Here is a 26,816-nt window from a genome sequence, read left to right on the forward strand (position 1 = left end):
CCCACCGACAAGGAGCCGTGATGCTGACGAGACGACGCCCCAGGATCGACGTACCGGCCATCCTGCGGCTCATGGAGGTCGGCGACTACCTGCTGCCGTACACGATCCGGGCGGTCTGCCTGCTGGGGGTGGCCGACCACCTGACGCAGGGGCCGCGCCCCGTCGCCGAGCTGGCCCGGGCCGTCGGGGCGGACGAGCCCGCACTGACCAAGGCGCTGCGCTACCTGGCCACCCGCGACCTGTTCGCCGAGGTGGCCCCGGGGGAGTTCGGCTTGACCCCGATGGCCGACCTGCTGCGGGCTGACCACCCGTACTCCGCCCGGGACATCTTCCTCTCCCCCGTGGCCTGTACCCGGGCCATGGAGGGTCTGGACCACACGCTGCGCACCGGCGAGGGCGCGTTCGATGCCGTGCACGGCATCGGGATGTGGGAGCACTTCCGCGGCAACCCGACCGACGGCGCGGCCTTCGACAAAGTGATGAGTGGGGTCACCGGGATGGAGCTACAGGCCATCCTGCGCGCCACGACCTGGTCGCGGTTCGGCACGGTGGTGGACGTCGGTGGCGGGAACGGCCGCTTCCTCGGCGACCTGCTGGCGCGCTACCCGACGATGCGTGGGGTGCTGTTCGACCTGCCTACGGTGGTCGCGAACGCGCCCACGACGTTCGCCGGGGCCGGGGTGGCCGACCGCGTCCGGATCGTTGCCGGCAGCTTCCTCAGCGACAACATTCCGCCGGGCGGCGACGCGTACGTGCTCAAGCGGATCCTCTACAGCTGGCACGACGACGTCGCCACCGACGTACTCAGACGCATCCGGGCCGCCATGGCCGACGACGGTCGGGTGTTCATCCTCGAAGCCGGCCGGCCGACCGAGGAGGAGACCAGCCCGTTAGCCCGCCGGATGGACATGCTGATGTTGACCCTGAGCGCCGGCGGCGCACGCGGCCTCGACGAGCAGCGGGCCCTGCTGGCCGGCGCCGGTCTGGAGCTGGTCAGCGCCACGCCCACGGTGATGTTCCCGGTTATCGAGGCCCGTCCGGTATGACCCACCTACTGTCCTGGCTAGCTGAGCCGAGGTCCGACCGGGGCATCCGGTTCGCCCGCCCGGACGGCGACTGGGACCGGTGGTCGTACGACGAGTTGGCCGGACTGGCCCACGCGTACGCCGCCGGCCTCATCGCCCGCGGGGTTCGCCCGGGCGACGTGGTCACGGTGGTGCTGCCGAGCGGACCGGCGTTCGTCGGCGCACTGTTCGGAACGCTGCTGGCCGGAGCGACGGCGGCACCGCTGGCACCGGCCGCCACCTTCGGCGACCCGGACCGGTACGCCGAACACGTCACCTCCGCGCTGGCCGCGGCCCGTCCCCGGCTGGTCGTGGTTGACGCTGCGGCCGGTACGGCGGTGACGCCGCTGGCCCGCCGGGCGGGGGTGCCCACAGTCGAGGCGGAGGATGTTCGCGCCGAGTCGCTGGGAGCGCACCGGCGCGCACCGGCACGGTTGGCGCTGGTGCAGTTCACCTCTGGGACCACCGGCAACGTCCACGGTGTGCGGGTTCCGTATGCGGCGTTGGAGGAGAACATCGGCGCGATCCGGCGCTGGTTGGAGATGACCCCGGAGGACGCCACCGCCTCCTGGCTTCCGGTGCACCACGACATGGGGCTGGTCGGCTGTCTGCTGGCGCCGGTCGTCACGGGCGCCGACCTGTGGCTGCTGTCACCGGCGGACTTCGTCCGGCAGCCCACCCGGTACCTGGCATGCTTCGGCCGGCTCGGCGCCCGGTTGTCCGCGATGCCGGGCTTCGGGCTGGCCCACGTGCTCCGCCGGGTACGCCCCGAGCAGCTGGCCGGGATGGACTTCCACCGCTGGCGGGCGGTGATCGTGGGCGCCGAGCGGGTCCTGCCCGACGTACTGGACCGGTTCGCCGCGCTACTCGCCCCGCAGGGTCTACGGCGGGACGCGCTCCTGCCGGCGTACGGCTTGGCCGAGGCGACGCTGGCGGTGACCGGGGTGCCGCTGCGCACCGGCTGGCGCCAGTCCACAGGTCCGGAGGGGGTGCCGGTGGTCGGGTGTGGTGTGCCGTTGGCCGGTTCCCGGGTGACGATCGTCGACGACGACGGGCAGCGGACCGACGAGGGTGTACCGGGTGAGATCGTGGTCGACGGAACGGGGGTCGCCGACGGCTATGTGGGGGCCGCCGGATTCCGGGCGACGACCTTCGCCGGCGGCGCTCTTCGCACCGGCGACGCCGGCTTCGTTCGGGGCGGGGAACTGTTCGTCCTGGGTCGGATGGGTGACAGCCTGAAGATCCGCGGTCGCGCCATCCTCGCCGAGGACCTGGACGCTGTGCTTTGCGGGGCGCTGGCGGTGCCGCCCAGCCGGTTGGCCACCGTACTCGGGCTGCGAGCCGGTACGCCCACCGCGGTGGTGTATCTGGAACATCCGCGGCAGGAGTGGCTGCCCCGGATCCCCGCGCTGCTGCGCCCGCTGGTCGGCGACGCGACGGTGGTCACGGTGCCGGTGCCCGCCGGTGGGGTGCCTCGGACCACCAGTGGCAAGCCGAAGCGCCGCCTGCTGTGGCACCGACACACCGGTTCCAACGCGGCAGGAGTGACGTCGGCCGGGGATCAGGCCCCGCCAGTAGGGCCAATCAGGAGTGGCGGAGGATGCGGCTGATGCCGGCCAGCACCTTGCCACGCTGCGGCACCAGATAGAAGTGATTGCCGTCGAAGACGGTGAGGTCGAAGGCGCTCTGGGTGTAGTCCGCCCAGGCCGCCACCTCGTTGACCGGAGCCTCGGGATCGGCGTCGCCGACCAGGGCGGAGATCGGTGTCCGCAGTACTCCCTCGGAGGGACGGTAGCTCTCAATCAGCTGGTAGTCCGCCCGTAGCGTCGGCATCAGCGCCGACCGCAGCTGCGGGTTGTCCAGGGCCTCCCGATCGGTGCCGCCGAGCCGGCGCAGCTCCGCCCAGAGAACGTCGTCCGGGCCGAGGTGCTTGCTGCCCGGCCGGTGGTAGCGCGGTGCGGGACGGCCGGAGACGAACAGGTGCGCCAGGGGCAGCTCCAGTCGGTGGGCGACCTCGTAGGCCACGGCGGCGCCCATGCTGTGGCCGAACAGGGCAAGCGGCAGGTCGCGGCGGGGGGCGAGCACCGCGGCGACCAGGTCGGCCAGGACGCCCATGGACACCACCAAAGGCTCGGCGACCCGGTCGAGCCGACCCGGGTACTGCACCGCGAGCAGCTCGATGTCGTCCGGAAGCTCGGCCGGCCAGGCACGGTAGAACGGCGCGCTGCCGGTGGCGTGTGGGAAGCAGACCAACCGAATCCGCGCCGTTGGACGCGGCCGGTAGCAGCGCAGCCACCGCCGGGGGGTCACGTCGACCGCGCCCATCAACTCACCGCCGCGTCGCCGGCGGCCGCGAGCGCCTTCAGGTCATCGACGCCGAGCATCCGGGGCGCGTCCGCCGTCAGCAAGTCAGGCGGGCCCAGGATCACCGTCAGCTCCTGCCAGAGCTGGCAGAGGGTGAGGTGGTACTGGCCCTGCCGCAGCGGGTCCTCACCGCGCTCGACGGTGTCCCGTAGCACCCGCAGTGCCCGTCGTACGCCCTCCGGCCAGGTGGTGCCGAAGACAGTGTCGTAGTGCGGCACCTCGGTCGGGCCGAATACGATCGCGCTGGGGGTGCTGGTGTCGCGCATCCCGGCGAAATGCGGGTCGGCGCCGATCCCCGCGACTTCCCGCGGGAAGTCGGGACGCGCCGTCCACACCGTCGGACCGTGGGTACCGACCAGGGACAGGTTGCCGGCTTCGGTGCCGATGGTGACCCGGTGCATGAGGTGCGCGTAGTTGTCCGGGTCGGCCGGATCCATCTGGTTCTGTACCCGGAGAGTGATCGGCACACCGGCCAGCACCCCGTCGAGGCCACGGAACGGCAGGTCCAGGCCGGTCGCGCCGGTCACCGCCGCCGGCAGCGGGGGCAGATCGGTGAACCGCCAGGGCCGCACCCCACCGAGGGCCTGGCCAAGCAGGTCCAGCAGCGAGTACGCCAGCTGAAAGCCGCATGCCGCGTCGATGTATCGGGCCGGCTGTCGGCGCAGCAGTTCACGGGCCGCGCCCAGGAAACGGCGTACCGGCGTGATGTGCCGGTAGAACGGGTTGAGTTGGTAGACCACCGCGTGCTTGCGGGCGTGCCGGAGGCAGCGGGCCAACTCGTCGTGGTGCAGTGGGTGCTCCTGGAGCACGTGGATGCCCCGTGCCATCAGCTCCATCGCCAGCTCGGAACCCCGCCCGCCGAGCAGCCCTCCACGGATCACCACGCAGGCGATGTCGATGTCGTCCGGCAGCTGGTCGACGCCGGTGTACAGCGGCACTCCGTAGTGCTCGGCGCAGACCCGGGACCGGTTGCTGCCGCTGGCGAGGACACCAGCGAGGTGGAAACCCGGATCGGCCTGACGGAACGATTCCAGATAGACCTGACCGAACCGCGTGCCGCAGACGACCACGCGGGTGGGGCGGTTCATATCGCGTCCTCCTCGTAGGCGGCGTCGACGACCTCCGCGACCACGGACGCCAGCGACACCGCGGGCGCCGTTGCCAGCTCGGCGAAGGTGGCGGTCGGGTCGAGCGTCTCGGCGGCGTGGTGGATTCCCGGAGGAACCGCGCCGGTGAGCACCGCCCGTGCCGTCAGCGCCGCCATCGTGCCGGTGAGTTCACTGGCACCGGTACCGCAGACCGCGGCGGTTCGACCGCCATCGGGACCGGCCAACGTGACCACCACGTTCTGGTAGGGACGGTGCCCGAACACGTCGAGTTCGGCTGCCCGGCAGAGCAGGTCGGCGGCTTCCCGGAGACCGGCGTTCCCCGGGCCCGCTGCGGTCCGCAGCGCCGCCAGCACCCGGTCCCCGGCGAAGACCGAGTACCAGTCGAGCTGCCGCAGCCCCAGTGCGGAGGCGGCCCGGGCCGCCTCCGCACTGAGATACGGCTGACCGGTGACCAGTTCGGGGAAGAACGGCACAGTGATGTCGCCGACCGGAGCCAGCGCGCCCGGCACCACCCGGTCGTCCCGCCACGCCGCTGACGGCCAGCCAAAGCTCCCGGTCGCCGCGACGTAGTCGATCGCCGCGGTGCGGGTGAACCGATCCCGACCGCCGATGTAGCCGGCCAACCGGTCGCCCTGCGGCAGTTGCGCGGCGAGGAGCCGGGGCAGCAGCCCGGTCAGGCCAGGCATCATGCCCGCCGACACCACCGCAACCCGGGTCCCGTCACCGGTGGTGAGCACGTGCGCCACGGCGTCGTACAGCGTGTCATCGCCGGCGGCATCGACGTAGTCCGCCCCGGCGCCGACGGCGGCCCGGGCGACGGTGTCGGTCAGGTCAGTCGCAGGGCCGGCGCAGTTGAGCACCACCCGGGCGGCGGAGCAGAATCGGGCCAGGGCGGCCGGATCCCGAGCATCGACGGCCAGGCTCTCGACCCCGGCGACCGCCACCGGCCGCCGGGCGCCGGCCCGAAGCGGGCCGACATCCCAGGACCGCAGCAGGTCCAGGGCGGCTCGGCCGACCGCGCCGGAAGCACCGAGGACGGCGACGGCGGTCACCGGGCCGACCCCGGATCGGCGGCCGCGATGGCCGCCACGGACTTCTCCCCCAGCACCGCCCGGTGGTCACCGTCGACGTCGAGCTCCCGCACCTCGCCGAGGCACAGGTCAGACCAGAACTCCAGTTCGTCGGTGGAGTAGGGCACCTCACCGGTCGGCCGCAGCACGGTGATGTCACCGGCGTAGAGGTTCGGCTCGTAGCCGACGGTCGCGGCGAGCCGTGCGGCGAACCCCTCGCCGATCGCTGCGTCGCCGTTCTCCGCCCGATGCGCCTCGGCGGCGTCGGGCAGCGTCACCGGACGCCACGGGGAGATCAGTACCAGCTCCGCAACCTGCTCGCCGGCCTCGGTCAGCGCCCGGGCCACCTCCAGTGCGAGGGTCGCGCCGAGGCCGTGCCCGACCAGCCGGACCGCGGCGCAGCCGGCCCCAGTGATCGACCGGGCCTGTTCGGCCGCGACCCGGGGCAGGTCGTCGAGGAGACCCGCGGTCAGCCCGAACACCGGGCCGGTGGCCGCGAGGTGCGGCACCAGTGCGGTGTACCCGTCGACGCTGCCGTCGCAGCTCGGCACCAGCACCCACGGGATACCCGGGTTGGTGTCGTCCAGTATCGCCAGCCCCCCGTCGGAGGTCGTCGCCCCGGCGCCCACCCCGTCGGTCGCGGTGGTAGCCGCTGACTCAGCCTCAATGTGCCCGGCGAGCGCAGCGACGGTTGGCTGTTCCAGGACCTGACGCAGCACCTGGTCGAAGAAGAGGTCGGCGGCCTGTGGGATCTCGTTCAGGACCCGGCCGGTGATCTGCGCGGCGACCAGGGAGTCGCCCCCGAGTTCGAACAGGTTCTCGTCCCGGCCGATCCGCGGCACTCGCAGCGCCTCGGCCCACACCGCCGCCAGCCCGCGCTCCAGATCGCTGCCGGGTGCGCTGGACACTGTGGTCGGCATCGACTCTCGACGGGGCAGGCGCCGCCGCAGCGCGGCCCGGTCGACCTTGCCGTTGGCGGTGAGCGGGAACGTGTCAACGATCTGAATCACCGCCGGGACCATGTACTCCGGCACCCGCTCGGCCAGGTGTGTGGCGACGTCGTCGCGTGCGATCCGTTCCCGATCGGTCTTGAACTGGGCCGCCAGCACACACATTCCCAGCTCGGCGATGAAGCCGTTCGGCTCGGGCAGACACAGCGGCTGGCTGGCACCGGCCGCACCGAGCACATCGAGCCACGTCTCCCGGCCCAGGAAGACCTGCTCGGTGCCCTGCCGCAGATCGGTGAAGTCCGCGGTGGCCTCGTCCACCCGGACCAACAACTCCAGCGACGTCATGATCTGGTGGTGGTCCCGGGTCATCTCGCAGGCCACCAGCCACCCCTGCGGAGCGAGGACCGCACGTAGCCGTGCCAACGCCCGAACCACGTCGGTGCTGGCATGCAACACGTCGCCGGCGACGACCACGTCGAAGGAGTTCGGGGCCAGCCCCTGCCCCACCAGATCCTGGTCGATGTCGAGCGGTTGCAGATGCAGGCCGGGGCGCTCACCGAAGCGGGTGCGCAGCTCGTTGACGAAGAACGGGGACAGGTCGGTGGCGAGGTAGTCGACCGCGTTGCCGTCGAGCGCGGCGAGCACCGCGGCGGTGGTGCCGCCCGCACCGGCACCGATCTCCAGTACCCGCAGGGCACCCGGCTCGACTCGCTGTTCGGCGACACGCCGAACCAACGAGGCGGCCGCCTCGTTGGCCCACCGGTTGAACAGGGTCCGTTCGTACAGACCCTGGGAAACATCTACTTTGCCCTGCGGGAACAACAACGTCAGCGGGTCGTCCTCGCCCCGCAGCAACGCGGGCAGCTGGCCGGTGCTGGCGCGGAAGTACGCCAGCAGCTCCACGTCCTCGGCGGTGGCGATCTTGTCGACGGACCGCCACGCGGCGCCGGTGTCCGCCGCCGCTCCGGTCTCGGTCAACCCGTACCGGTCGTCGGTGTCGACGTCGAGCAGACCCGCGCCCGTGAGGGCGCGCAGCCACCGGCGGACCAGTCGGTGGTGGCGCGGCGCGACGCCAGCGGTGTGCAGGAGTTCGGCTCGGGTGTGTCGCCGGCCGGCGACGAACAGACCCGCCGCGCGGAACGCGTCAAGCATGGCGGGTAGGGCGACCGCGTCCAGCCGGTGCGCGTACGTCAGGTAGCGCGCGCGGTCAACGCCGTCGAGCGTACCGTCGGCGTCGGCGCACGCCTGCACACCGAGCTGCTGCGCGGCGGCGGCCTCGGAGGTAGCCCGGGCGGTGGTCACCGACCGGCTGGCCGGCTCGACGAACGCGGCGAGGCGCCGCTCCAGCGGGCTGTCCCCGTCCACCACCACCGCCGCGGCGGCGACGCCGGGATGTGACCCGAGCGCGGACTCGATCTCGGCCAGCTCGATCCGGTAGCCACGGATCTTGACCTGCAGGTCCTCCCGACCAAGGAACTCAATGGTCCCGTCGGGCAGGTAGCGGCCCAGATCCCCGGTTCGGTACAGCGTCTCGCCAGTCTCGGGATGGGTAACGAACCGGTCGGCGGAGCGGGCTGGGTCGTTGAGGTAGCCCAACGCCAGCCCGACCCCGCCGATGTACAGCTCACCGGTGACCAACTCGGGGCGGGGGCACAACGCGGAGTCCAACACGTGGAAGGTCTGGTTGGTCAACGGGCGGCCGTACGGGATGCTGCGCCACTCCGGCTCGACCTGCTCGATCGGGTACCAGATCGACCAGATCGACGCCTCCGTCGCCCCGCCGAGGCTGACCACCCGCAGGCCCGGCACCCGCTGCCGGATCTGGTCAGGCAGGGCGACCGGGATCCAGTCGCCGGAGAGCATCGCCAGTCGCAGATCGGGGGCCGTGGCCGCCGGTGCGGCCTCCAGGTAGTCGTACATCATCTGGAGCTGGGCGGGGACGGAGTTCCAGATGGTCACCGTGTGCGCCGCCACCAGCTCCGACCAGTGCGACGGGTCCCCACGCCGCGAGGAGTCCGGCAGCACCACCGCGCCGCCGACCGACAACGGGCCGAAGATGTCGTACACCGACAGGTCGAAGCCGAGGTTGGACAGACCGAGCACCCGATCGTCCGGGCCGACGTCGAAGCGGGCGTTGATATCGAGCACGGTGTTGAGCGCGCCACGATGGTTGATCATGACGCCCTTGGGTGTTCCGGTGGAACCGGAGGTGTGGATGACATAGGCCAGTTCCTCCGGGTCACCGGAGCCGTCCACCGGGCCGGGTTCACCCACCGGCAGCGTGTCGACCGCGAGCAGCCGGATCCCGTCGGCCCAGCCGCTCGGCTCGACCCAGGACTGGGCCAGGGCGCAGCGGACCCCGGCGGCCTCGAGGATGGTCCGTCGTCGGGCGGCCGGCTGCGACGTGTCCACCGGGACGTAGACACAGCCGGCCAGTAACGCGCCGAGTACCGCGACGACCTGCTCCCAGCCCCGGTCGGTGACGATCCCGACGAGCTCCTGGCGGCGGCATCCGGCAGCGGTCAACGCCTCGGCCACCCCGGTCGCCCGGCCGAGCAGCTCGGCGTAGCTCAGCGCACCGTCGCCGGTCACGACCGCCGGCCGGTCCGGAGTACGCAACGCCTGCCGGACCACCCGGTCGTGCAGCATCCCCGCGGGCGGCGGCGCGGTGGTGCGGTTGACCTCGGCCCGACGGTCCAGCTGCGCGCGGGGTGGTTCGGGGTAGCCGGTTCCCGTCCACGCCGCATCATCGATGGCGAGGCGGTGCAGCAGCCGCTCGTACGCGGCGAACATGTCCGCAACCAGTCCGGGTGGGAAAACCTCCTCCCGGACGTCCCAGTTGGACACCAGACCGCCGTCCCGCTCGATGTTCTGGCAGTCGATCCAGACCTGCGGAGTCTGGCTGATCCCGTAGCCCAGCTCGCCCAAGGGGGCGTCGCCGGCGGCCGACCCGGCGTCGGAGATGCCGATGGCGCTGGTGAACACGATCGGGAACAGCGCCGCTTCCGGGCCCTGCCGACGAGCGATCTCGCGCATCAACTCGATGCCACTGAAGCTGCGGTGGTCCAGATCCTCCCACAGCTGTGCCTGTAGGTCGCGGGCACGCTCGTGGAACGGCCGGGTCGGTTCGGCATCGACCACCAACAGATCTACCGACGTGAAGTCACCGACCAGGGCGTTGACCTGGGGATGTAGCGGCATCCGGTTGAGCAGGGTGAGGTCCAGGGTGAAGCGGGACCGGCGACTCCACGCGGCGATCGTGTCGGCGTAGGCGGCCAGCACCGCCCCGGACGGGCTGATCCCGTGACGCCCGGCGCGCTGGCGCAGTAGCGCCCAGGCATCCGGCGGTATCCGGGTCTCCCAGCGACGGAACCGGCCGTCGCTGTCGGCGGGGCGGGCCACCGTGGGCAGTTCCGGTGCAGCGGGCAGGTCGTCGACCCGGGCCAGCCACCACCGCTTGTCCCGTTCGTGGCCCGGACCGCTTCGGGCCGCCCGTTCGGCCAGCTGGTAGTCCCGGAAGGTGATCTCCAACGGCGGCAGCGGCTCGTTCGGCCGGTGGTACAGCCGATGCAACTCATCGAGAATGACCTGGACGCTGATGAAGTCGGCGATCAGGAAGTCGATCGACACGTGTAGAACAGCCCGGTCGTCGGCCGTGGTGATCCGGGCGGCGAACAACGGCCACTGATCCGGGGTGTGTACGAGGTGGTCCATTTCGGCGCGGACGGCATGCAGCGCCGCCTCCGCCACCGCCGGGGGCCGACCCGTCAGGTCGATCACCGGCACCTCGAAGGGGGGCACCTCGGGCAGCACCCGCTGTGCGCCGTCGGCCTCGACCACCGCGCGCAGCATGTCGTGCCGGTCGATCAGGGCGCGCCAGGCGGCGGTCATCCGCTCCGGGTCGAGCTCCGGATAGCTCAGTTCGCCGTAGCCGTGGCAGGCCACCCGGCCGTAGGCGAAGGTCTCCCCCCGACCGAGCAGGTACGCGGCCTGGACGTCGGTGACCGGGAACGGATCGTGGCGATGCTCCGGGTCAGGCACCAGGGCGGCTGGGTCGGGCGCCGTGTCAAGGTACGCAAGGATCTCGTCCCGCCGGGCGCGCAGCGCGTCCCGGCGCTCCACGGTCAGCACACCCCGGGGGGCCCGAAACCTCAGCTGGCCGGCCTCGGACCACACCCGGACCCCCGCGCTCTCCAGCTCCGCGAGCAGGTCACCGGCGGACGACTGACTCATAGGATGCCCTCCTCGAGGTCACCGGATTCCACCGCTGCGCGGTGGGCGTCGAAGACGTCGGCCAGTTGCGCCACCGTCGGCGCCAGGAACAGCTCCCGCAGGGACAGCTCCACACCGTGCCGCTGCCGCAGTAGCTCCACCAGCCGGGTGGCCAGCAGGCTGTCACCGCCGAGGGCGAAGAAGCTCTGCTGCCGGCCGAGCTGGTCGCAGTCGAGCACCTCGACCCAAAGCTCGGCGATCAGCTTTTCGCGGTCACCACGCGGGGGTTCCTCCCATTCCTCGACCGCGTCCGGGCCGAGGAGTGCGGTGAGCGCCCGCCGGTCCACCTTGCCGTTGGCCGTGAGCGGCAGGGTGGGTACCGCATGCACCTGTTCCGGGACCATGTAGGACGGGACCCGCTGGGCCAGAAGCCCGACCAGCGCGGTGGTGTCGACCGCGGTACCAGCGGAGGGGACGACGGTCAGCGCCAGCCGGCGGTGTCTTCCCTCGCCGACAGTTAGGGCGACGGCGCGGGCCACAGCGGGGTGCGCCTCGGCCGCCGCCTCGATCTCGCCCAGCTCGATCCGATGGCCGCGGATCTTCACCTGGAAGTCGACCCGGCCGAGGAACTCGAGAGTTCCGTCCGGCCAGTAGCGGCCCAGGTCTCCAGTTCGATACCAGCGGCCGTCGTCGGTGTTGACGAACTGCCGGGCGGTGGTCTCCGGGTCGCCCCGGTAGCCGTGGGCCACGCCGGCACCGCCGATCCACAGTTCGCCGGCCACCCAGTCGGGGCAGTCCCGACCGCGCGGGTCGACCACTCGGTAGCGCTGGTTACGCAGCGGCCGCCCGTACGGCACCGAACGCCAGTGCGCAGGCACCTCGCCGACCTCGCAGGCGTTGGACCAGATCGCCGCCTCAGTGGCACCACCGAGGGCCACGAACCGCGCCTCGGGCTGGTGCCGGCGCAGCCGGCCCGGCAGATCCAGCCCCACCCAGTCGCCGGAGAGCAGCACCAGCCGCAGACCAGGAGGCAGCCCGTCGGCGTCCGCCGCGACCAGCAGCATGTCCAGCAGAGCCGGCACCGAGTTCCACAGGGTGACGCCGGCCTCGCGGCCCTGGGCAGCCCAGCTACGGGCCTCCCGGCGGTCCTCGTCGGCCACCAGGACCACCGCCCCACCAGCGGTGAGCAACCCGAAGATGTCGTAGACGGACAGGTCGAAGTCGAGCGAGGAGACGGCCAGGACTCGGTCTGCGGGGCCGACGTCGTACCGCTGGTTGATGTCGTCGACCGTGTTCAGGGCGGCCCGGTGGGTGATCTCGACGCCCTTCGGCTCACCGGTCGAACCCGAGGTGAAGATGGCGTATGCGAGTCGGTCGGGGTCCATCGCGACCGGCGCCGGCAGGGGCGAGGCCGGTGTGTCCGGCGCGAGCACCGGGTGGGTGGTACCAGGGTCGGCATCCGCGATCACCACCCGAGCATCGGCCCGAGCGTAGATCCGGTCCCGCCGGTCGGCCGGCTGGTCGAGGCCGACCGGCACGTACAACGCGCCGGCAGCCAGTACGCCGAGCACCGCGGTGACCTGGTCGACACCGCGCGGCAGGGTAACCGCGACCGCGTCACCGGGCCGCACGTCGTGGTCCCGCAGCGCCCCGGCGAGGCGTAGCGCCCGACCGGCGAGGTCTCCGTACGAGACTTCCGTTCCGTCGGCGGCGACCACGGCGACCGCCGTGGGGGCCTCGGCGGCACGGGTGAAGAAGCCGGTGTGCAACAGACCGTCCGGCAGCGGCCCGGCCGTGTCGTTGGCCTCGGCGCGGGCCCGCCGCTGGGCTACCGGCAACAACGGTGGTCCAGCGGTCTCCCAGTCCGCCGTGGATAGCCAGCACAGCAGGTCCCGGTACGCGTCGAACATCGCGTCGAGCAGCCCCGCGGGGAACAGTTCCTCCACCGAGTCCCAGTTGTAGGTGAGGCCACCGTCGCGCTCCATCACCTGGTTGTCCAGCCACACCTGCGGGGTCTGGGAGATGCCCCAGACCAACTCGCCGAAGGGGAACGACATGTCGCTCATTCCGCCGGTCACACCGAGCGCGCTGGTGAACACCACCGGCATACTCACCGCGCCGCCCTCGCGGCGGGCCATCTCCCGCAGCACCCACAGCGCGGAGACGGTGTCGTGGGCCATGCCCTCCCAGACCTGCTCCTGCATCCGCCGGACCACGTCGAGCCAACGCTCTCCCGCTCCGGCGCGGTATCCGACCAGTAGCAGCGAGGTGAAGTCGCCGAGGATGTGACCGACGTCGGGGTGCACGTCTCGCCGGTTGAACAAAGTGAAGTTGACCGTCAACTCGGTGCGGCCGCTCCAGGCCGACAGCACCTCCGCGTACGCCGCCGCGAGGACGCTGGCGGGAGTCACCCCGTGGCGGCGGGCCCGCTCGGTCAGCCGCCGCCACTGCTGCGGGTCGAGGCGGTCCTCCCGGCGACGGAAACGCGGTGCGACCACAGTGTCCGGGTCCACGGCCAGCGGCAGCGGTGGGGCCGGCGGCAGACCGTCGAGACGGTCCCGCCAGTACCGTTGGTCGGCGGCCACGGCCTCCGCAGCGGGGGCGGCCAGAACGTAGTCGCGGAAGCCCACCCCGACCGGGCGCAGCTCGGCTTCCAGGTCACGGTAGAGCGTCGTCAACTCATCGAAAAAGATCACGATGCTGAGCGCGTCGAGCACGATGTAGTCGAAACTGAAGCCGAGACGGACTCGCCCGTCGCCGTACCGCACCCCACCGATCTTCAGCAGCGGCCAACGCCCCGGATCGGGAACCCGGTGTGCCAACTCCGCCCGCAGGCCACTCAGCGCCTCGTCGCCACCGTCGCGGACGTCGATATGGAACCGGCCGACCTCCGGCAGTACCCGCTGGTCGCCGTCTTCGTCGAAGATCGCACGGAGCATGTCGTGCCGCCGCACAAGGAGGTTGACGGCTCTCTCCAGTCGGTCGAGGTCGACATCCGCGCCGTCGAACTCCCAGTACCAGTGCGAGCCGACCCCACCAAGGGCGAAGTCGCTGCTGCGTCCCAGCCAGTACGCCCGCTGCACGTCGGTCGGTGGGAACGGCTCATGTCGGTGCGCCGGGTCCGGGCGCACCGCCGCCGGGGCGGGGCGGTCGGGCCGACCTCGACGGAGGGTGGCCGCGAAGTCGCACAACGCCGGTGTGGCGAAGAGCTGCCGTAGGTTGGCGCCGACCAGACCTGCCGTGGCGAGCAGCGACATCGACCGGATGGCGACGAGGCTGTCCCCACCGGCGGCGAAGAAGGTCTGCCGGCGACCGACCGCGGGCACGCCGAGCAACTCGGCCCAGATCCGGGCGACGTCGCGCTCGATGTCGCCGACCGGTTCCTCAAGCGTCTCCGGCTCAGCCCGAGCGGCCTCGATGATCCGAGCAACCGCCCGCCGGTCGATCTTGGCGTTGGCCGACAGCGGCAGTTGACCCGTCGGCACCACCTGTTCGGGCACCATGTACGCGGGCACCTGGCTGGCCAGGAAGTCCCGTAGGTCAGGCGGGTCGACGTCGACGGTGACGGCGGCGGCCAGCCGCCGTGGCGTGCCGAGGGCCACCACGACCGCCCGGCGCACGGCCGGGTGCCGCTCCAGCGCCACCTCGATCTCACCGAGTTCGATCCGGTGCCCGCGAATTTTCACCTGGGCGTCGGCGCGGCCGAGGAACTCCACCGTGCCGTCGGGGTGGTATCGGGCCAGGTCGCCGGTCCGATACCAGCGCACCCCGTCGAGTTCGACGAACGTGCGAGCGGTGCGTTCCGGGTCGCCCCGGTAGCCGTGGGCCACCGACCGTCCACCGATCCACAGCTCGCCGGTGACCCAGTCGGGCCGGTCTCGGCCGGCCCGGTCGGCCACCCGCAGGTGTTGGTTGGCGAGCGGCAGTCCGTACGGCACCGACCGCCAGGTCGGTGGTATCGGTACCGGTACCACCTGGACGGTGGAGTGGATGGCGGTCTCCGTGGCGCCGCCGAGCGCCACCAGGGTGGCGGCCGGAGCTTGCGTGGTCAGCCGGCCCGCGAGGTCGAGACCGACCCAGTCGCCGCCGAGCAGTGCCAGCCGCAGCGGGAGGCGGGTCTGCTCCGCCGGGGGCGCGGCGGACAGCAACATGTCGAGCAACGCGGGAACGGATTGCCAGACGGTGACCCCGTGCCGCAGTACCAGCTCCCGCCAGTGCTGCGCGTCGCGTCGGTCCTCCTCGCCGACACAGACCACCGCGCCGCCGACGGACAGCAGGGCGAAGATGTCGTAGACCGACAGGTCAAAGTCGAGCGAGGAGACGGCGAGCACCCGGTCCGCGGCACCGACCTGGAATCGCTGATTGATGTCATCGATGGTGTTGACGGCCGCCCGGTGAGTCACCTGCACGCCCTTCGGCTCGCCGGTCGAGCCGGAGGTGAACAGCAGGTAGGCCAGGTCGTCCTCGCGGCCCGTCACGGGTGCGACCGGCGGGGTCGACCGGTCGTCGACGTCGACGACGCGGATGTCGGCCGGCAGTCCGGGCGGACGCACAGCCGCCACCACATGGCGCACTCCGGCAACCGTGTGGATCCGGTTGCGTCGGGCGGTGGGCTGGTCGACGCCGACCGGCACGTACGCCCCGCCGGCGCGCAGGACCGCCAGCACCGCCACGACCTGTCGTGGACCCTTCTCGACGGTGACCGCCACCGAGTCGCCGCGGCGCACACCGTGAGTGACGAGGGCGGCGGCGACCCGGTCGGACCATTCGGCGAGCTCGCCGTAGGTGAGCAGCCCGTCGGTGTCCCAGAGCAAGGCGGGCCGGTCCGGCTCCGCAGCGGCCCGGGAGAAGACGTCCTCGTGCAGCCGCCGACGGCGTACCGCGCGGGCGGTGTCGTTGACCGTCGCGCGTACCTCGCGGGTCTGCGCGGGCAGCAGTTCCGGAGGGTCTCCGGTCCAGTCCGCGTCGTCGCGCAACCAGCCGAGCATCGTTAGGTACGCCTGGAACATGTGGCCGACCAGGCCACGCGGGAAGAGCCCGTCCACCACGTCCCAGTTCAGATACAGGCCGTGCTCCCGTTCGGTGACCTGTACGTCGAGCCAGACCTGCGGGGTCTGCGACATTGTCCACCCGGGGGCGCCGAAGCTCTCCCGGACCTGGCCTTCGAAGAGTTCGCCGAGACTGAGCGCGCTGGTGAAGACGACCGGGGCGCCGACCGGTTCTTCGCCGCGCCGACGGGTAAGGTCGCGCAGCACGTCCACGCCGGTGTAGCCGGGGTGTGCCGCGTCGGCGCGCATCCGGTCCTGCACCGCTCGGGCGAAGTCCACGAACGAGTCGCCCGCCGCGGTGTCCACCTCCAGCAACAGCAGGTTGGTGAAGTCACCGACCAGGTGCGCGACGTCCGGATGCACCGGCTGACGGTCGTAGAGCGGTAGGTTGAGCAGGAAGCGCTCGGTGGCGCTCCACCGGCCCAGCACGTGGCCGAACGCGGCCAGGAAGAGCACCGGCAGGGTCAGCCCGTACGAACGGGCCCGCCGGCTGAGCTGCTCGACCAGCGCCGGCTCTACCCAGTGGTGGTGTCGGACGACGCGCTGGCCGCTGACCTGCCGCGGGTCGACGGCCAGCGGCAGCTCGGGCGGTCCGGGCAGCTCGGGGAGCCGGGAGCCCCAGTATTCCCGGTCGCGCTCCCGTTCGGCGCGACGGCGTTGGTGCAGGGTCGCCAGGTACTCAGGGTAGGTGATTCCGATCGCGGGCAGGGCCGCTTCGGGGTCCCGGTAGAGCCGGGCCAGGTCGGACATCAGGATACGGAAGCTGTGTGCGTCGGCCACCAGCATCTCGATGTGCACATGGCAGCGGGTAGCGCCGTCGGGTAGCAGGGAGAGTTGGACGTCGAAGACCTCACCACGGGCGACGTCGAGCCGCCGGTGGGACATCCGGTCCCGCAGACCGAGCAGGTACCGTTCGGCGGAACCGGCGTCATACCCGCGTAGGTCGTGCACGGTGAGGCCGGTCCAGGGGCTCTCGCCGTGGATCTGCTGCTGTCCGTCATCGTCGAACCGGGCACGCAGCATGTCATGCCGGCGCACCAACGCGCGGACGGCGTCCCGCAATCGGGTCGGATCCACGTCACGGCCGTCGAACTCGTTGTAGAAGTGCGCGCCGACGCCGCCGAGGGCCTGCCCGTCACCCCGACCGACCCAGTACGCGTGCTGCATCGGCGCCAGGTCGAACGGAGCATCGCCGTCGACGACGGCGATGCTGTCCGCCTCCGATCCGCTGATGTCGGGAGCACGCTCAGCGATGATCTGCCACCAGTCGTCGAGCGTGCGGCCCTCGATCAGTTCCGCGAAACCCACCGACACACCACGCTGGTGCCACTGCCCGACCAGTCTCATCACACCGATCGAGTCGAGGCCGAGGTGGAGAAGATCGGCACCGTCGGCGATGGCGTCGGGCGGTTCACCGAGGACCGCCGCGATGTCCTGACGCATGCTGTCACGGCTGAAGGGTCGGGTGTGTTCGGCCTCAACGCCCAATCTGGGTCTCCCATGTCCGACGGAGCTTTGCTTTGCTCCCGCACGAGTGTGCCGACGTCAAAATAACAGTGGCGCAGAACCGAGTCCAGGCACGTAGAGTAGAAAGAACAATCTACTTACTATAAGCGTCACACACGCCACTAGTGTGAGCGGCGATGTGGGCGGCCGGTCGGCCGACGGAAAGGTGGCACCACCATGGCGACCGGACTCCCGGCAGAGGGCACCGGCGTGGTCTGGTGGGCACCGATCGCCGGCCCCAGTGACGCCACACGCTTCTCCGTCTCGCATTCCGAGAGAGGGATCTGATGTCCGACGACACCCGAACACCATCCAGTGCCGAGACCGGCACGGTGCAGGCGCCCGCGCCGGCACCGCACGACGAATTCGTCCCCCCAGTCACCGGACGTAAGCGCACCCTCGCGCTCGTCGTGGTGCTCACCGGATTCGTGCTGGACCTGCTCGACATCACCATCGTCAACATCGCGCTGCCGTCGATCCGCGACGGCATCGACGCGACGGCTGCCACGATGCAGTGGCTGGTGGCCGGCTACGCCCTCGCATTCGCCTCGATGCTGATCATTTCCGGTCGGCTCGGCGACATCGTCGGCGTCCGTCGGATGTTCCTCATCGGCGTCGCCGGGTTCACCCTCACCTCGCTGCTGGCCGGCCTCGCCCAGACCCCCGAACAACTGATCGTCCTACGGTTCGTGCAGGGCGCGATGGGCGCGATCATGGTCCCTCAGGTCTACACCCTCATCCAGCTCCTCTACGCGCCCAAGGAGCGCGGCCGGGCGTTCGCCGCGATGAGCGCCGCGCTCGCCTTCGGCACGGTGGGCGGCCCGTTGGTCGGCGCGTTGCTGACCACCGCCGACATCGCCGGGCTCGGCTGGCGGGCGATCTTCTTGGTCAACGTGCCGATCGGGATCGCCGCGTTCATCGCCGCGCGGGTGCTGCTGCCGGAATCGGAAGCCAATCGCAGGGAACGGCTCGACCTGGTCGGAGCCGTTCTGATCACGCTGGCGGTGCTGCTGCTCGTCTACCCGCTGGTGCAGGGCCGAGAGCAAAACTGGCCGGTGTGGACATACGCCAGCATGGTCAGCGGCCTGCTGGTCTTCGCGGTGTTCGTCCAGCACCAACGAACCCGTACCGACTCACCGCTGGTGCCGATGTCGCTGTTCCGACACCGCTCGTTCAACGCGGGTCTGGTGGTGGTCTTCCTCTTCCAGGGCGCGGTGATGTCGTTCTTCCTGGTCATCACCATCTACCTACAAATCGGGGTGGGATACAGCATCCTCCGGGCCGGTCTGTCCGGCCTCCCCTGGGACATCGCCGTGCCGTTGCTCGGTTGGCTGTCCGCCCGGGCGATCACGCCCAGAATCGGCCGGACGGGCCTTCAGCTCGGCTTGGTGCTGCTGATCGCAAGCATGTTCTGGTTCATGTGGGTGATCGCCAGCACCCCGCAGGTGAGCATCTGGCAGCTACTGGTGCCGATGTTCATCGGTGGCGCCGGCATGGGTATGACGTTCCCGCCGCTGATGGGCTACTCGCTCGCCGACGTCCCGGGCAACCAGGCCGGATCCGCCTCCGGAGTGGTCAACGCCAATTACCAGATCGGCGTGACCCTCGGCATCGCCGCCTGTGGCACGCTGTTCTTCAGCCTGCTGGCCGCGCAAACGCCCCACGCCACCGCCACCGTTGTGCCGGAGCTCCGCGCGGACCTGGTGGCCGTGGGCGTCGCCGACACGCAGGCGGTAGAGATCGGTGACCGGTTCCGCGACTGCCTCGAAAGCCAGCTCGGCGGGGCCGATCCGACCCTGCCGCCAGCGGGCTGCGACAGCGCTGGGCTGGCCGCGGGCAGCGGTACCACCGCGGTGATCGAGCAGCGGTCGGTCGAGGCGAGCCAGATCGGCTTCCAACGGGCCATGGTGGGCACGCTCTGGTACAGCGTGATCAGCTTCGTGCTGGCGCTGGTGGGCAGCTTCCTGCTACCCCGCCGTTGAATCCGTCCCGGAACGCCGCACGGTCTCGGTCCCGCTCTGGTGGGACCGAGACCGCAATCGGAACGAGTGGACGTCAGCCGAGGCTGGTCCGGTAGGTCGCGAAGGTCCACACGTGCCCCTGCGGGTCACGGCAGGTGAACTCGTACGAGTCGTGCGGCTTCGCCTCCGGTTCGAGCAGGATCTCCGCGCCGGCGGCCACCGCCTTACGATGAAGTTCGTTCACCTCCGTGTCGGTTTCCCGACGGACGAAGGTGCCAGCCGACGCGGCGCCGAGCGCCAACGGCTCGCCGATACGCAGGGTCGAATTGGCGCCATTGATCATAATCAGACTGTGCTCGCCGACCTGAAGCTCAGCATGGTAGACGTTGCCCTGACCGTCGTCGAAGACGGCCAGCTTGGTGAAACCGAACGTGCCGGTCAGCCACTCGATGGCCTCCGCCGGGTTTTCGTAGGCGAGGTACGGGGCGACGGTGGGCGCGACGGAGGCATCGGCCATGGGACTCTCCTCGGACTCGGTACTACGGATTGACGTAGGACGAAACTACTCTATGCGTCCGTCGTGGCCTCTCCGACACGATGCAAGAAACAAATCACCGCTGTCAGGTCTTCGGGCCGTCCGGCCGACGCCCTGGTGGCGCACCGTCTCAGACTGGTTTTCGCCGGACACTTGCCACAAGCGACACCACATCCTACCGGGATACCGCACGATCCCGGTGAATGCGGCATCAGCGTGCCGCCACCACGAGAGGCAGATGGTCGTACGACCGGAGGCTGGCGTGCCGACGCCGAACCGCCGGCGCGGCGGGCCCGAGCACGGCGACCCGGCCGACCAGACGCTCGAAGACGACCACCGCCATCAGCCGAGCCAGGGCGGTGCCGACGCAGTGGTGCAGCCCGCCGCCGAACCCGAGGTGTGGGTTGGGATCGCGACCGACGTCCAGCCGCTCCGCGTCGGCGAAGACCTTCTCGTCCCGGTTGGCAGCCCCGAGCAGCAGCAGCACTGTCCGGCCCGCGCGGATCTTCTGCCCCGCCACCTCGACCGGCTTCCGAGCCACCCGGATGACGTTCTGGATCGGCGCGTCGTACCGCAGAAACTCCTCCACGGCTGAGGGCACCAGCGCGGGGTCGGCCCGCAGCCGACCAAGTTGCTCCGGGTGGTTGAGCAGGGCGGCGACACCGTTGGACACCAAGCCCATGGTGGTCTCGAAGCCGGCGTGGAACAGAAAGAGCATGTTGTCCACGAAGTCGGCCACCGCCAGCCGGTCCGACGCGGACTCCTCCCAGTACATCTCGGCCAGGGTAGGGCCACCCGGGCTGACACGGCGGGTGGCGAGCAGGTCCCCGAAGTAGTCGTGTAGCCAGGGCAGCGCGGTGTTGATGTCGGCCAGATCCGCCGGGCTGAGATTGGCCGCGTCGAACACCTTCGCCAGGGCGGTGACCCGGGTCAGCACCGCGGGACGGTCGCCGGTCGGGATGCCGATCAGGTCACACACCACACCGACCGGCAACGGCACAGCCAACTCGGTCACCACATCGAGCCGCCCCCGGTCGAGGGCGGGCTCAAGCAACGCATCCGTCGCAGCGGCGATACGGTCGTGTAGCCGACGCACCACCGGTGTGCCCAGGGCCTGACCGATGAACCGGCGGAGCCGAGTGTGCTCCGGCGGGGTCCGGGTGAGCACGATCCGGTGGAGAAAGTCGACGCCCGGGCTGTCGCCCAGGGTCAGTCGGGTGTACTCCGCCGGCATCCGGCTCTCCAGCCGACCGTCACGCAGCAGGGCCGACACCGCGCCGTGGCCGGTGACCAGCCACTGGCCGAGCTCCGCACGGGTCAGGGGCCCTCGCGCACGCAGTTCGGCGTAGGCCGGATACGGGTCGTCCTTGGTCGCCAGGAACGCCGCGGACAGATGGGGGCGCGCGGTGTTGGCTCGCATGAGAAGACTATCCGCGAGTCAAACCCGAACAGCAAGACCCTACATACGGTCACACGCAACACGCTCAAGGGAGAATGTCGACACCCGTCGGGTCCCGCTATAGGCTCGCCCTGTGCGCGAGGAACCCGCTTCCGTCGGTCAACGCCTCCTGGCTCTCATGGATCACTATCGGGGCCAGGAGAGTGCTCTCAACGAGCAAGTCCTGTGGCACCTACACGGCCCGTACGACCACGACGCCATGACCCGTGCGGTAGTCGCGCTGTCGGCGCGACACGAGGCGCTGCGGACCACCTACCCGCGGGGGCGTCGGCTGCGTCAGCTCGTCCACGAGCCACGATCACTTGTGGTGCCGCTGACCGATGTCTCCGGCGAACCGGACGCCGCGGCCGCCGCGCAGCGGGTGATCGCCGCCGAGGTCGCCGCGCCGGTCGAGGCGTCGGTGTGGCCGCTGCGCCCGCTCGTGCTGCGGATTGCACCCGAGCATCACCTGGCGCTGCTAACCCTGCATCACTACTGCTCGGACGACTATTCCAACGCGCTACTCGCGCGAGATCTACGGGCCCTGTACGCGCGCGAGGTCGGCGAGGTGATCGACCTGCCCGCCCCGCAGTGGCAGTACGCGCAGTGGGCCACCTGGCAACACGAGCAGCTTTCCGGAAAGAACCTGGACCGGCTCACCGGATACTGGAAGGAAAAGCTCACCGGCGCGCGGCTGGTGGAGCTGCCAGCGCGACGGCGGCGACCGGTGCCCGAGGGTGAACCACCATGGATTTCCATCGAGCACTATGTTGACGCGGACACCACGGCTGGTCTCCGACAGCTCGCACGCCGGCAACGCACCACGCTGTTCCCGGTCACCCTGGCGGTGTTCTACGCCCTGCTTCACCAGGAGACCGGGGCGTCCGACCTCACCGTCGCCTCGCTGTTCGCGAACCGGAGCCGACCCGAGGTCCGCGAGACGGTGGGCTTCTTCGCCAGCATGGTGCTGCTACGCGAGCGACTTGGCGCGGACACCACCCTCGGAGAGCTGATCGCCCAGACCCGCACCACCGTGATGGAAGCTATGCGCCATCAGGATCTGCCGCACCAGCTCCTTCCCCCGGACACCGTCGTCGGCGGGACCGGCCGTACCGACGACGTGTTGTTCCAGCTGCTGGGAAGTCTGCTGCCCCGGGCCGACATGGCCGGCGAGGAACTTGACGACATGGCGGCCCAGCTGGAACGGCGGCGCTTCGCACTGGAGTTCGTCGTCGTACCGCAGGGTGACGTGCTCTCGGTGTTGCTGCTCTGCTCCCGGGCGGAGTTCGACCCGGAATGGGCGGACGCCTTCGTCCGGAGCTATGTCGCGTTGATCCGGGCCACCGTCGCGACCACCGACGTCCCCCTGGCCGAATTGCGCGATGCCCTGGTCGCCTGAGGGACCAGTGAACCGAAGTGAACTGTCACCCCGGCGAACCGAGGAAGACAATGATTAGCGAAGACGACGTACGGCAGCGAGCCCTGACCCTCCCGGAGGCGCACGCGAGCTCCCACTTCGACAACGCCGACCTAAGGGTACGCAACAAGATCTTCGCGTCCTTCCCCGCCGGCGCCGGCACGGTCATGCTGCGGCTGAGCCCGCAGGATCAGGCAGAGCTGCTGGCCGAGGACCCGGCGACCTTCTCCGCGCCCGACAACCACTGGGGACGGCAGGGCTGGACGAGCGCGCGGTTGGACCGGGTCGACTCGGTCCAACTCGGCGAACTACTCACCGAGGCGTGGCGGCTGCGCGCGCCTCGACGACTGGTGACCGCCTTCGACGCGCGACACGGCGACACGGCGGAATAGACCGGCCTCCGCGCCGGCGACCAATCACTGGAAGCACACCAGGCGAGCACTCGAACCTGCGGAGTGTAGCTGTAGTGTCGCTTCAGGTGGTTCACCGTGCCGAACGCGGAGGAGGGTCCGGCCATCGCGACGGTACCGCACCCGACACCCGACACCTGTAACCGGTAGGTGCGGTTCTGCATATGACAACCCGTCGTCATGTCTGAGATGACACGTTGCTACCCCACCCCTTCAGGTTATCGATCTCGAAATTACCAAGATACGAACCCCGCTCCGCCCGTGCCGTGCCATTCCTTTCAAGATCACCGCGTGGCATCGATCGGATCCAACGTGAATACTCAATAGATTGAGCCGATCGGATATTCCCACACCGTGTTCGTCCGCTCTAGGGTGTAGCACCAACAGGAGGGGGAATTATGTTGCCGATGGTCAAGGCCCGAAGAGTAAGCACCACCGACGTCGCGATTTCGGTCAGCGGTAGCTGCACCCTAAGAACCGCTGGCTACGTAACCCGGGTCGCGGACTACATGCTCGGCCACGTCGAATCACGGCTGGAGCGGGTCGAGCTCGACCTGACCGAGGTGACCACGGTCGACGAGGACGGCTTCGCCTCCCTGGTCCAAGTCGCCGCGGCGGCGACCGAGGGCGGGGCCGCCGTGGTCGTACGGTACGGCGCCGAACGGACAACGCTGGAACGGCACCACACCGGGCGACTGATGGCGTCCGAGCAGATCGGACGCATGTTGCGGACGCACCTGCGGCCGGTGGCCCGTCGCCGTCGGATACACCTGGTCGTTGCGGACGACCGCATCGTCCGCGACTGCTCCGTTTCGCTGGCCGGACGACACCGAGGTTGACCCCGGCCGGACAGCGGCATGGCCCCGGTGACATCGGGGCGTGGCTGTCGAACGACGGGGCGTGGTTGCCCGCCACCAGGCCAAGCGGGCCAGCGCCCGCAACCCCCGGTCGTCGTCGGTCGCGACCGGGCCCTGCGCGACGATCCGGCCACGACCGGACCAATTGAAAGCAGTCATTCGTACCCGACCAACCACTGCGCCACGTAGCCACCCGGACCCACGGTTAACCGGCCCGTAAACCAAAGACAACGTTATCGCCGCCCCTCCCTCTTGCGTCGAACTGGGCCGAACCAGAGGAACCAGCGGGAATCCCGAAGCCGCAGACCACTGCCTGGCAAACTCATTGTCACCACTTCCGAGACACATGGTAACCGAATCCGGGCGCAGATTCGGTTCCACAACGAGAGACTGGATTTCGATCGAAGCGACAAATGCCGGTCCGCCGGGCCGGAGCCACGGCCAATCCCGTTGATCATTACTGGCTGCGAGACCCCGGCCCCCTGGGCTCGGCCAGTGCGCCCGGCGCGCGTGACGGTTGGCGTCACACCGTCAGTGTCCCGGCGTCCACCCTGGCGCAGTGTCACGGGCCGTTGGGCTTGCCCAGAACAGCAGACACAACACACACTAGACACCATGACCACATCGGCCCTGGCACCACGCTTCGACGCCTTGGACCCGAACGTCGTCGAGAACCCCTACCCGGAGTACGCCCGCCTGCGTGCCGCCGGTCCGCTGTGCCGGCTCGGACCGGGCAGTTGGGGGGTCACCCGATTCGCCGACGTCACCAGCCTGCAACACGACCCCCGCCTCGGCAGCGAGTTCCCGGCGGGCTACCACGAAGTCTCCGTCGGCGACGGCCCGGCGAGCGCATTCTTCCAGCGGGTCATGCTCTACCGCGACCCGCCGGACCACATCCGGCTACGCCGGCTGGTGAGCGGAGCGTTCACCCCTGCGGTGGTCCGGCGGTTGCGCGCCCACATCGAGGACCTGGTCGACGAACTACTCGCACCGGCCCTGGCTGCCGGCCGGATGGACCTGGTTTCCGAGCTGGCCTATCCGCTACCGGTACGGGTGATCTGCCGGCTGATGGGGATCCCACTGGAGTCCGCGGAGGACGTGCGCCACCACGCGACGAACATTGGCCGGGCGTTCACCGCGGTCGTCCCGGAACAAACTCGGGTCGACGCCGACGAGGCCGTCAGCTGGCTGCGTGAACACCTCGGTGCCCTCCTGGAAAAACGCCGGTCACGCCCGGGCGACGACCTGCTCTCCCGACTGCTGGACGCCGAGGAGTCGGGGGACAACCTCAGCGCCGACGAGATCGTGGACAACACCGTCTTCTCGTTTTTCGCCGGCTTCGAGACGACCGTACATATGATCACCACCGGAACCGCGGCGCTGCTGGCCCATCCCGACCAGCTCGCCCGGCTGCGTGCTGACCCCTCGCTGGTGACGACCGCCGTCGACGAGTTCCTCCGCTGGGACGCGCCAATCCAGGGCACCGCTCGCTACGTCCGCGAACCGATCGAGATCGGAGGCCGGACCATCCGCAGAGGTCGGGTCCTAGTGCTGATGATCGGCTCGGCTAATCATGACGAGCGACGGTTCGCCCGGCCTGACCGCCTCGACGTGGGCCGACAGGACAACCCGCACGTCGCCTTCGGCGGCGGCTCCCATCTGTGCCTCGGCGCCTACCTGGCCCGGATGGAGGGTGCGGTGGTCTTCGACCGGCTGGCCCGACTCGCGGTGCTGGAGCCCGACGGCCCCACGGTCCGGGAGCCGAACACTCCCTTCCGGGCGTACGCCTCGGTGCCGGTGCGAATCGGCGACGGGTGAGCCGCCCCTCGTGACCCCGGCGCACGTATCGACGGCCTCAATCGGTGGTCGGCAGCGCCTCCAGCACAGTCAGCGTGGGCGTCGCGATGACCTGACCCAGCCGTAGCCCGACCCGCTCCAGCAGCGCGCCGGTCTGCGCACTGCTGCGGTGTGCCCCACCGGTGAGCACCATCGCGTGGACGTCGAACAGCTTCGCCACGTCGAAGGTATCCCCGGGTGGCAGCACCGCTTCCAAGAGCACCAACCGGGAGTCGGGTCGCATCGCGGCGCGGATGACGCCGAGGATCCGGACCGCGTCGTCGTCGTCGAATCCGGGCAGCACCGTCTTGAGTAGGTACCCGTCGCGGTCGGCCGGTACCGCGTCGAAGGCGCTGCCGGACACCACATCGCAGCGATCGGCGACCCCGGCACCCGTGAGCACCGCCGGGGCACCTGCCACGACGTGCGGAAGGTCGAACAGCACGCCGCGGACCGCCGGGAACCGGGCCAGCAGCCCCGCCAGGAAGCCGCCGGTGCCACCGCCGACGTCGACCAACGTGCCGAAGCGCCGCCACGGGTAGGCGCCGAGAAGCGTCCGCAGGTGCAGCCGGTTGATGCTCCGCATCCAGTCGTCGACCCGGGCGCTCTCGGCCGGGTTCGCCGCCAGATGGTCCCAGTAGCTTCGGCCGTGCACCCGGTCGAAGGCCGGCCTGCCGGTCCGGAGGGTGTGTCCTATCTGCGCCCAGGAGCGCACATCAGAGTCGAGCACCGTGAAGCTGTCCCGCAGCGACATCGGGTGATCCCCGCGGAGCGGCTCGGCCAACGGAGTGAGAGCGAACTCCGCCGCACCCACCTCGGCGAAGACCCCCCGGGCCGCTAGTGCCCGCAGCAGCCGCAGCAGGGCGCCCGGATCAGCCCCGGCGGCCTCCGCCAGATCGGTCACCGTCCGCGGACCGTCCGCGAGCAGGTCGGCGATGCGGAGGTCACAGGCGGCCCGCAGGGCGAACGGGGTGATCTGGTCACCGAGTTCGCCGAGGCGGACCACGGCGTCCAGGTCGAGCCGCGGCCGTCCGGCCAT

The 26,816-nt window shown here is 70.3% G+C and carries 15 protein-coding genes; 7 read left to right on the forward strand and 8 right to left on the reverse strand.

Features of this window, described 5'->3' with window-relative positions; all coding sequences use genetic code 11:
- The first annotated feature begins 20 nt into the window (after nt 1-20).
- Complete coding sequence (locus B116_RS0106120; protein WP_027659497.1) at nt 21-1,046, forward strand: methyltransferase; 1,026 nt, start codon at nt 21-23, stop codon at nt 1,044-1,046.
- Nucleotides 1,043-2,674 (forward strand): AMP-binding protein, encoded by a 1,632-nt coding sequence (locus B116_RS0106125; RefSeq protein WP_027659498.1) that lies wholly within the window; start codon nt 1,043-1,045, stop codon nt 2,672-2,674. The genes B116_RS0106120 and B116_RS0106125 overlap by 4 nt, the downstream gene beginning before the upstream one ends.
- On the opposite strand, the gene B116_RS0106130 is transcribed toward B116_RS0106125, so the two are convergent.
- The 5 genes from B116_RS0106130 to B116_RS0106150 are packed head-to-tail and all read right to left on the reverse strand — an operon-like array spanning nt 2,649 to nt 17,260.
- The gene (locus B116_RS0106130) at nt 2,649-3,389 is read right to left on the reverse strand and encodes a thioesterase II family protein (RefSeq protein WP_027659499.1); all 741 of its coding nucleotides are present in this window, start codon (nt 3,387-3,389) and stop codon (nt 2,649-2,651) included. The two genes, B116_RS0106125 and B116_RS0106130, sit on opposite strands and share 26 nt — an antisense overlap.
- Nucleotides 3,389-4,516, reverse strand: a complete 1,128-nt coding sequence (locus tag B116_RS0106135; protein WP_018719827.1) for a Gfo/Idh/MocA family oxidoreductase — start codon at nt 4,514-4,516, stop codon at nt 3,389-3,391. The genes B116_RS0106130 and B116_RS0106135 overlap by 1 nt, the downstream gene beginning before the upstream one ends.
- Nucleotides 4,513-5,589, reverse strand: a complete 1,077-nt coding sequence (locus B116_RS0106140; RefSeq protein WP_018719826.1) for a saccharopine dehydrogenase NADP-binding domain-containing protein — start codon at nt 5,587-5,589, stop codon at nt 4,513-4,515. The genes B116_RS0106135 and B116_RS0106140 overlap by 4 nt, the downstream gene beginning before the upstream one ends.
- Nucleotides 5,586-10,790 carry a non-ribosomal peptide synthetase gene (locus B116_RS0106145; protein WP_027659500.1) on the reverse strand — a complete coding sequence of 1,735 codons (5,205 nt, stop codon included), beginning with the start codon at nt 10,788-10,790 and terminating at the stop codon, nt 5,586-5,588. Before B116_RS0106145 ends, B116_RS0106140 begins: the two co-directional genes overlap by 4 nt.
- Entirely contained in the window at nt 10,787-17,260 is a 6,474-nt protein-coding gene (locus tag B116_RS0106150; protein WP_188115995.1) for a non-ribosomal peptide synthetase, read from the reverse strand. Before B116_RS0106150 ends, B116_RS0106145 begins: the two co-directional genes overlap by 4 nt.
- 350 nt (nt 17,261-17,610) lie before the next feature.
- On the opposite strand from B116_RS0106150, the gene B116_RS0106155 reads away from it, so the two are divergent.
- Nucleotides 17,611-19,305: an MFS transporter gene (locus B116_RS0106155; RefSeq protein WP_027659502.1), complete on the forward strand. Its 1,695-nt coding sequence runs from the start codon at nt 17,611-17,613 to the stop codon at nt 19,303-19,305.
- A 73-nt stretch (nt 19,306-19,378) separates the two neighbouring features.
- Here the strand turns inward: B116_RS0106155 and B116_RS0106160 are convergent, their stop codons facing one another.
- Nucleotides 19,379-19,801 carry a VOC family protein gene (locus B116_RS0106160; protein WP_018719822.1) on the reverse strand — a complete coding sequence of 141 codons (423 nt, stop codon included), beginning with the start codon at nt 19,799-19,801 and terminating at the stop codon, nt 19,379-19,381.
- 229 nt (nt 19,802-20,030) lie between these two features.
- A complete protein-coding gene (locus B116_RS0106165) occupies nt 20,031-21,239 on the reverse strand; it encodes a cytochrome P450 (RefSeq protein ID WP_018719821.1) in 1,209 nt (402 codons plus the stop codon).
- Nucleotides 21,240-21,396: 157 nt separating this feature from the next.
- Between B116_RS0106165 and B116_RS0106170 the strand changes: the two genes are divergently transcribed.
- From B116_RS0106170 to B116_RS0106185, 4 genes are all read left to right on the forward strand, one after another.
- Nucleotides 21,397-22,656 (forward strand): condensation domain-containing protein, encoded by a 1,260-nt coding sequence (locus B116_RS0106170; protein WP_027659503.1) that lies wholly within the window; start codon nt 21,397-21,399, stop codon nt 22,654-22,656.
- 50 nt (nt 22,657-22,706) lie between these two features.
- Entirely contained in the window at nt 22,707-23,066 is a 360-nt protein-coding gene (locus B116_RS0106175; RefSeq protein ID WP_027659504.1) for an MmcQ/YjbR family DNA-binding protein, read from the forward strand.
- A gap of 416 nt (nt 23,067-23,482) precedes the next feature.
- Entirely contained in the window at nt 23,483-23,923 is a 441-nt protein-coding gene (locus B116_RS0106180) for a hypothetical protein (protein WP_027659505.1), read from the forward strand.
- Nucleotides 23,924-24,556: 633 nt separating this feature from the next.
- Nucleotides 24,557-25,759: a cytochrome P450 gene (locus tag B116_RS0106185; RefSeq protein ID WP_027659506.1), complete on the forward strand. Its 1,203-nt coding sequence runs from the start codon at nt 24,557-24,559 to the stop codon at nt 25,757-25,759.
- A 37-nt stretch (nt 25,760-25,796) separates the two neighbouring features.
- Here the strand turns inward: B116_RS0106185 and B116_RS0106190 are convergent, their stop codons facing one another.
- Entirely contained in the window at nt 25,797-26,816 is a 1,020-nt protein-coding gene (locus B116_RS0106190) for a methyltransferase (protein ID WP_027659507.1), read from the reverse strand.

It is taken from the genome of Salinispora fenicalii (assembly GCF_000514815.1).
Lineage (GTDB): Bacteria > Actinomycetota > Actinomycetes > Mycobacteriales > Micromonosporaceae > Micromonospora > Micromonospora fenicalii.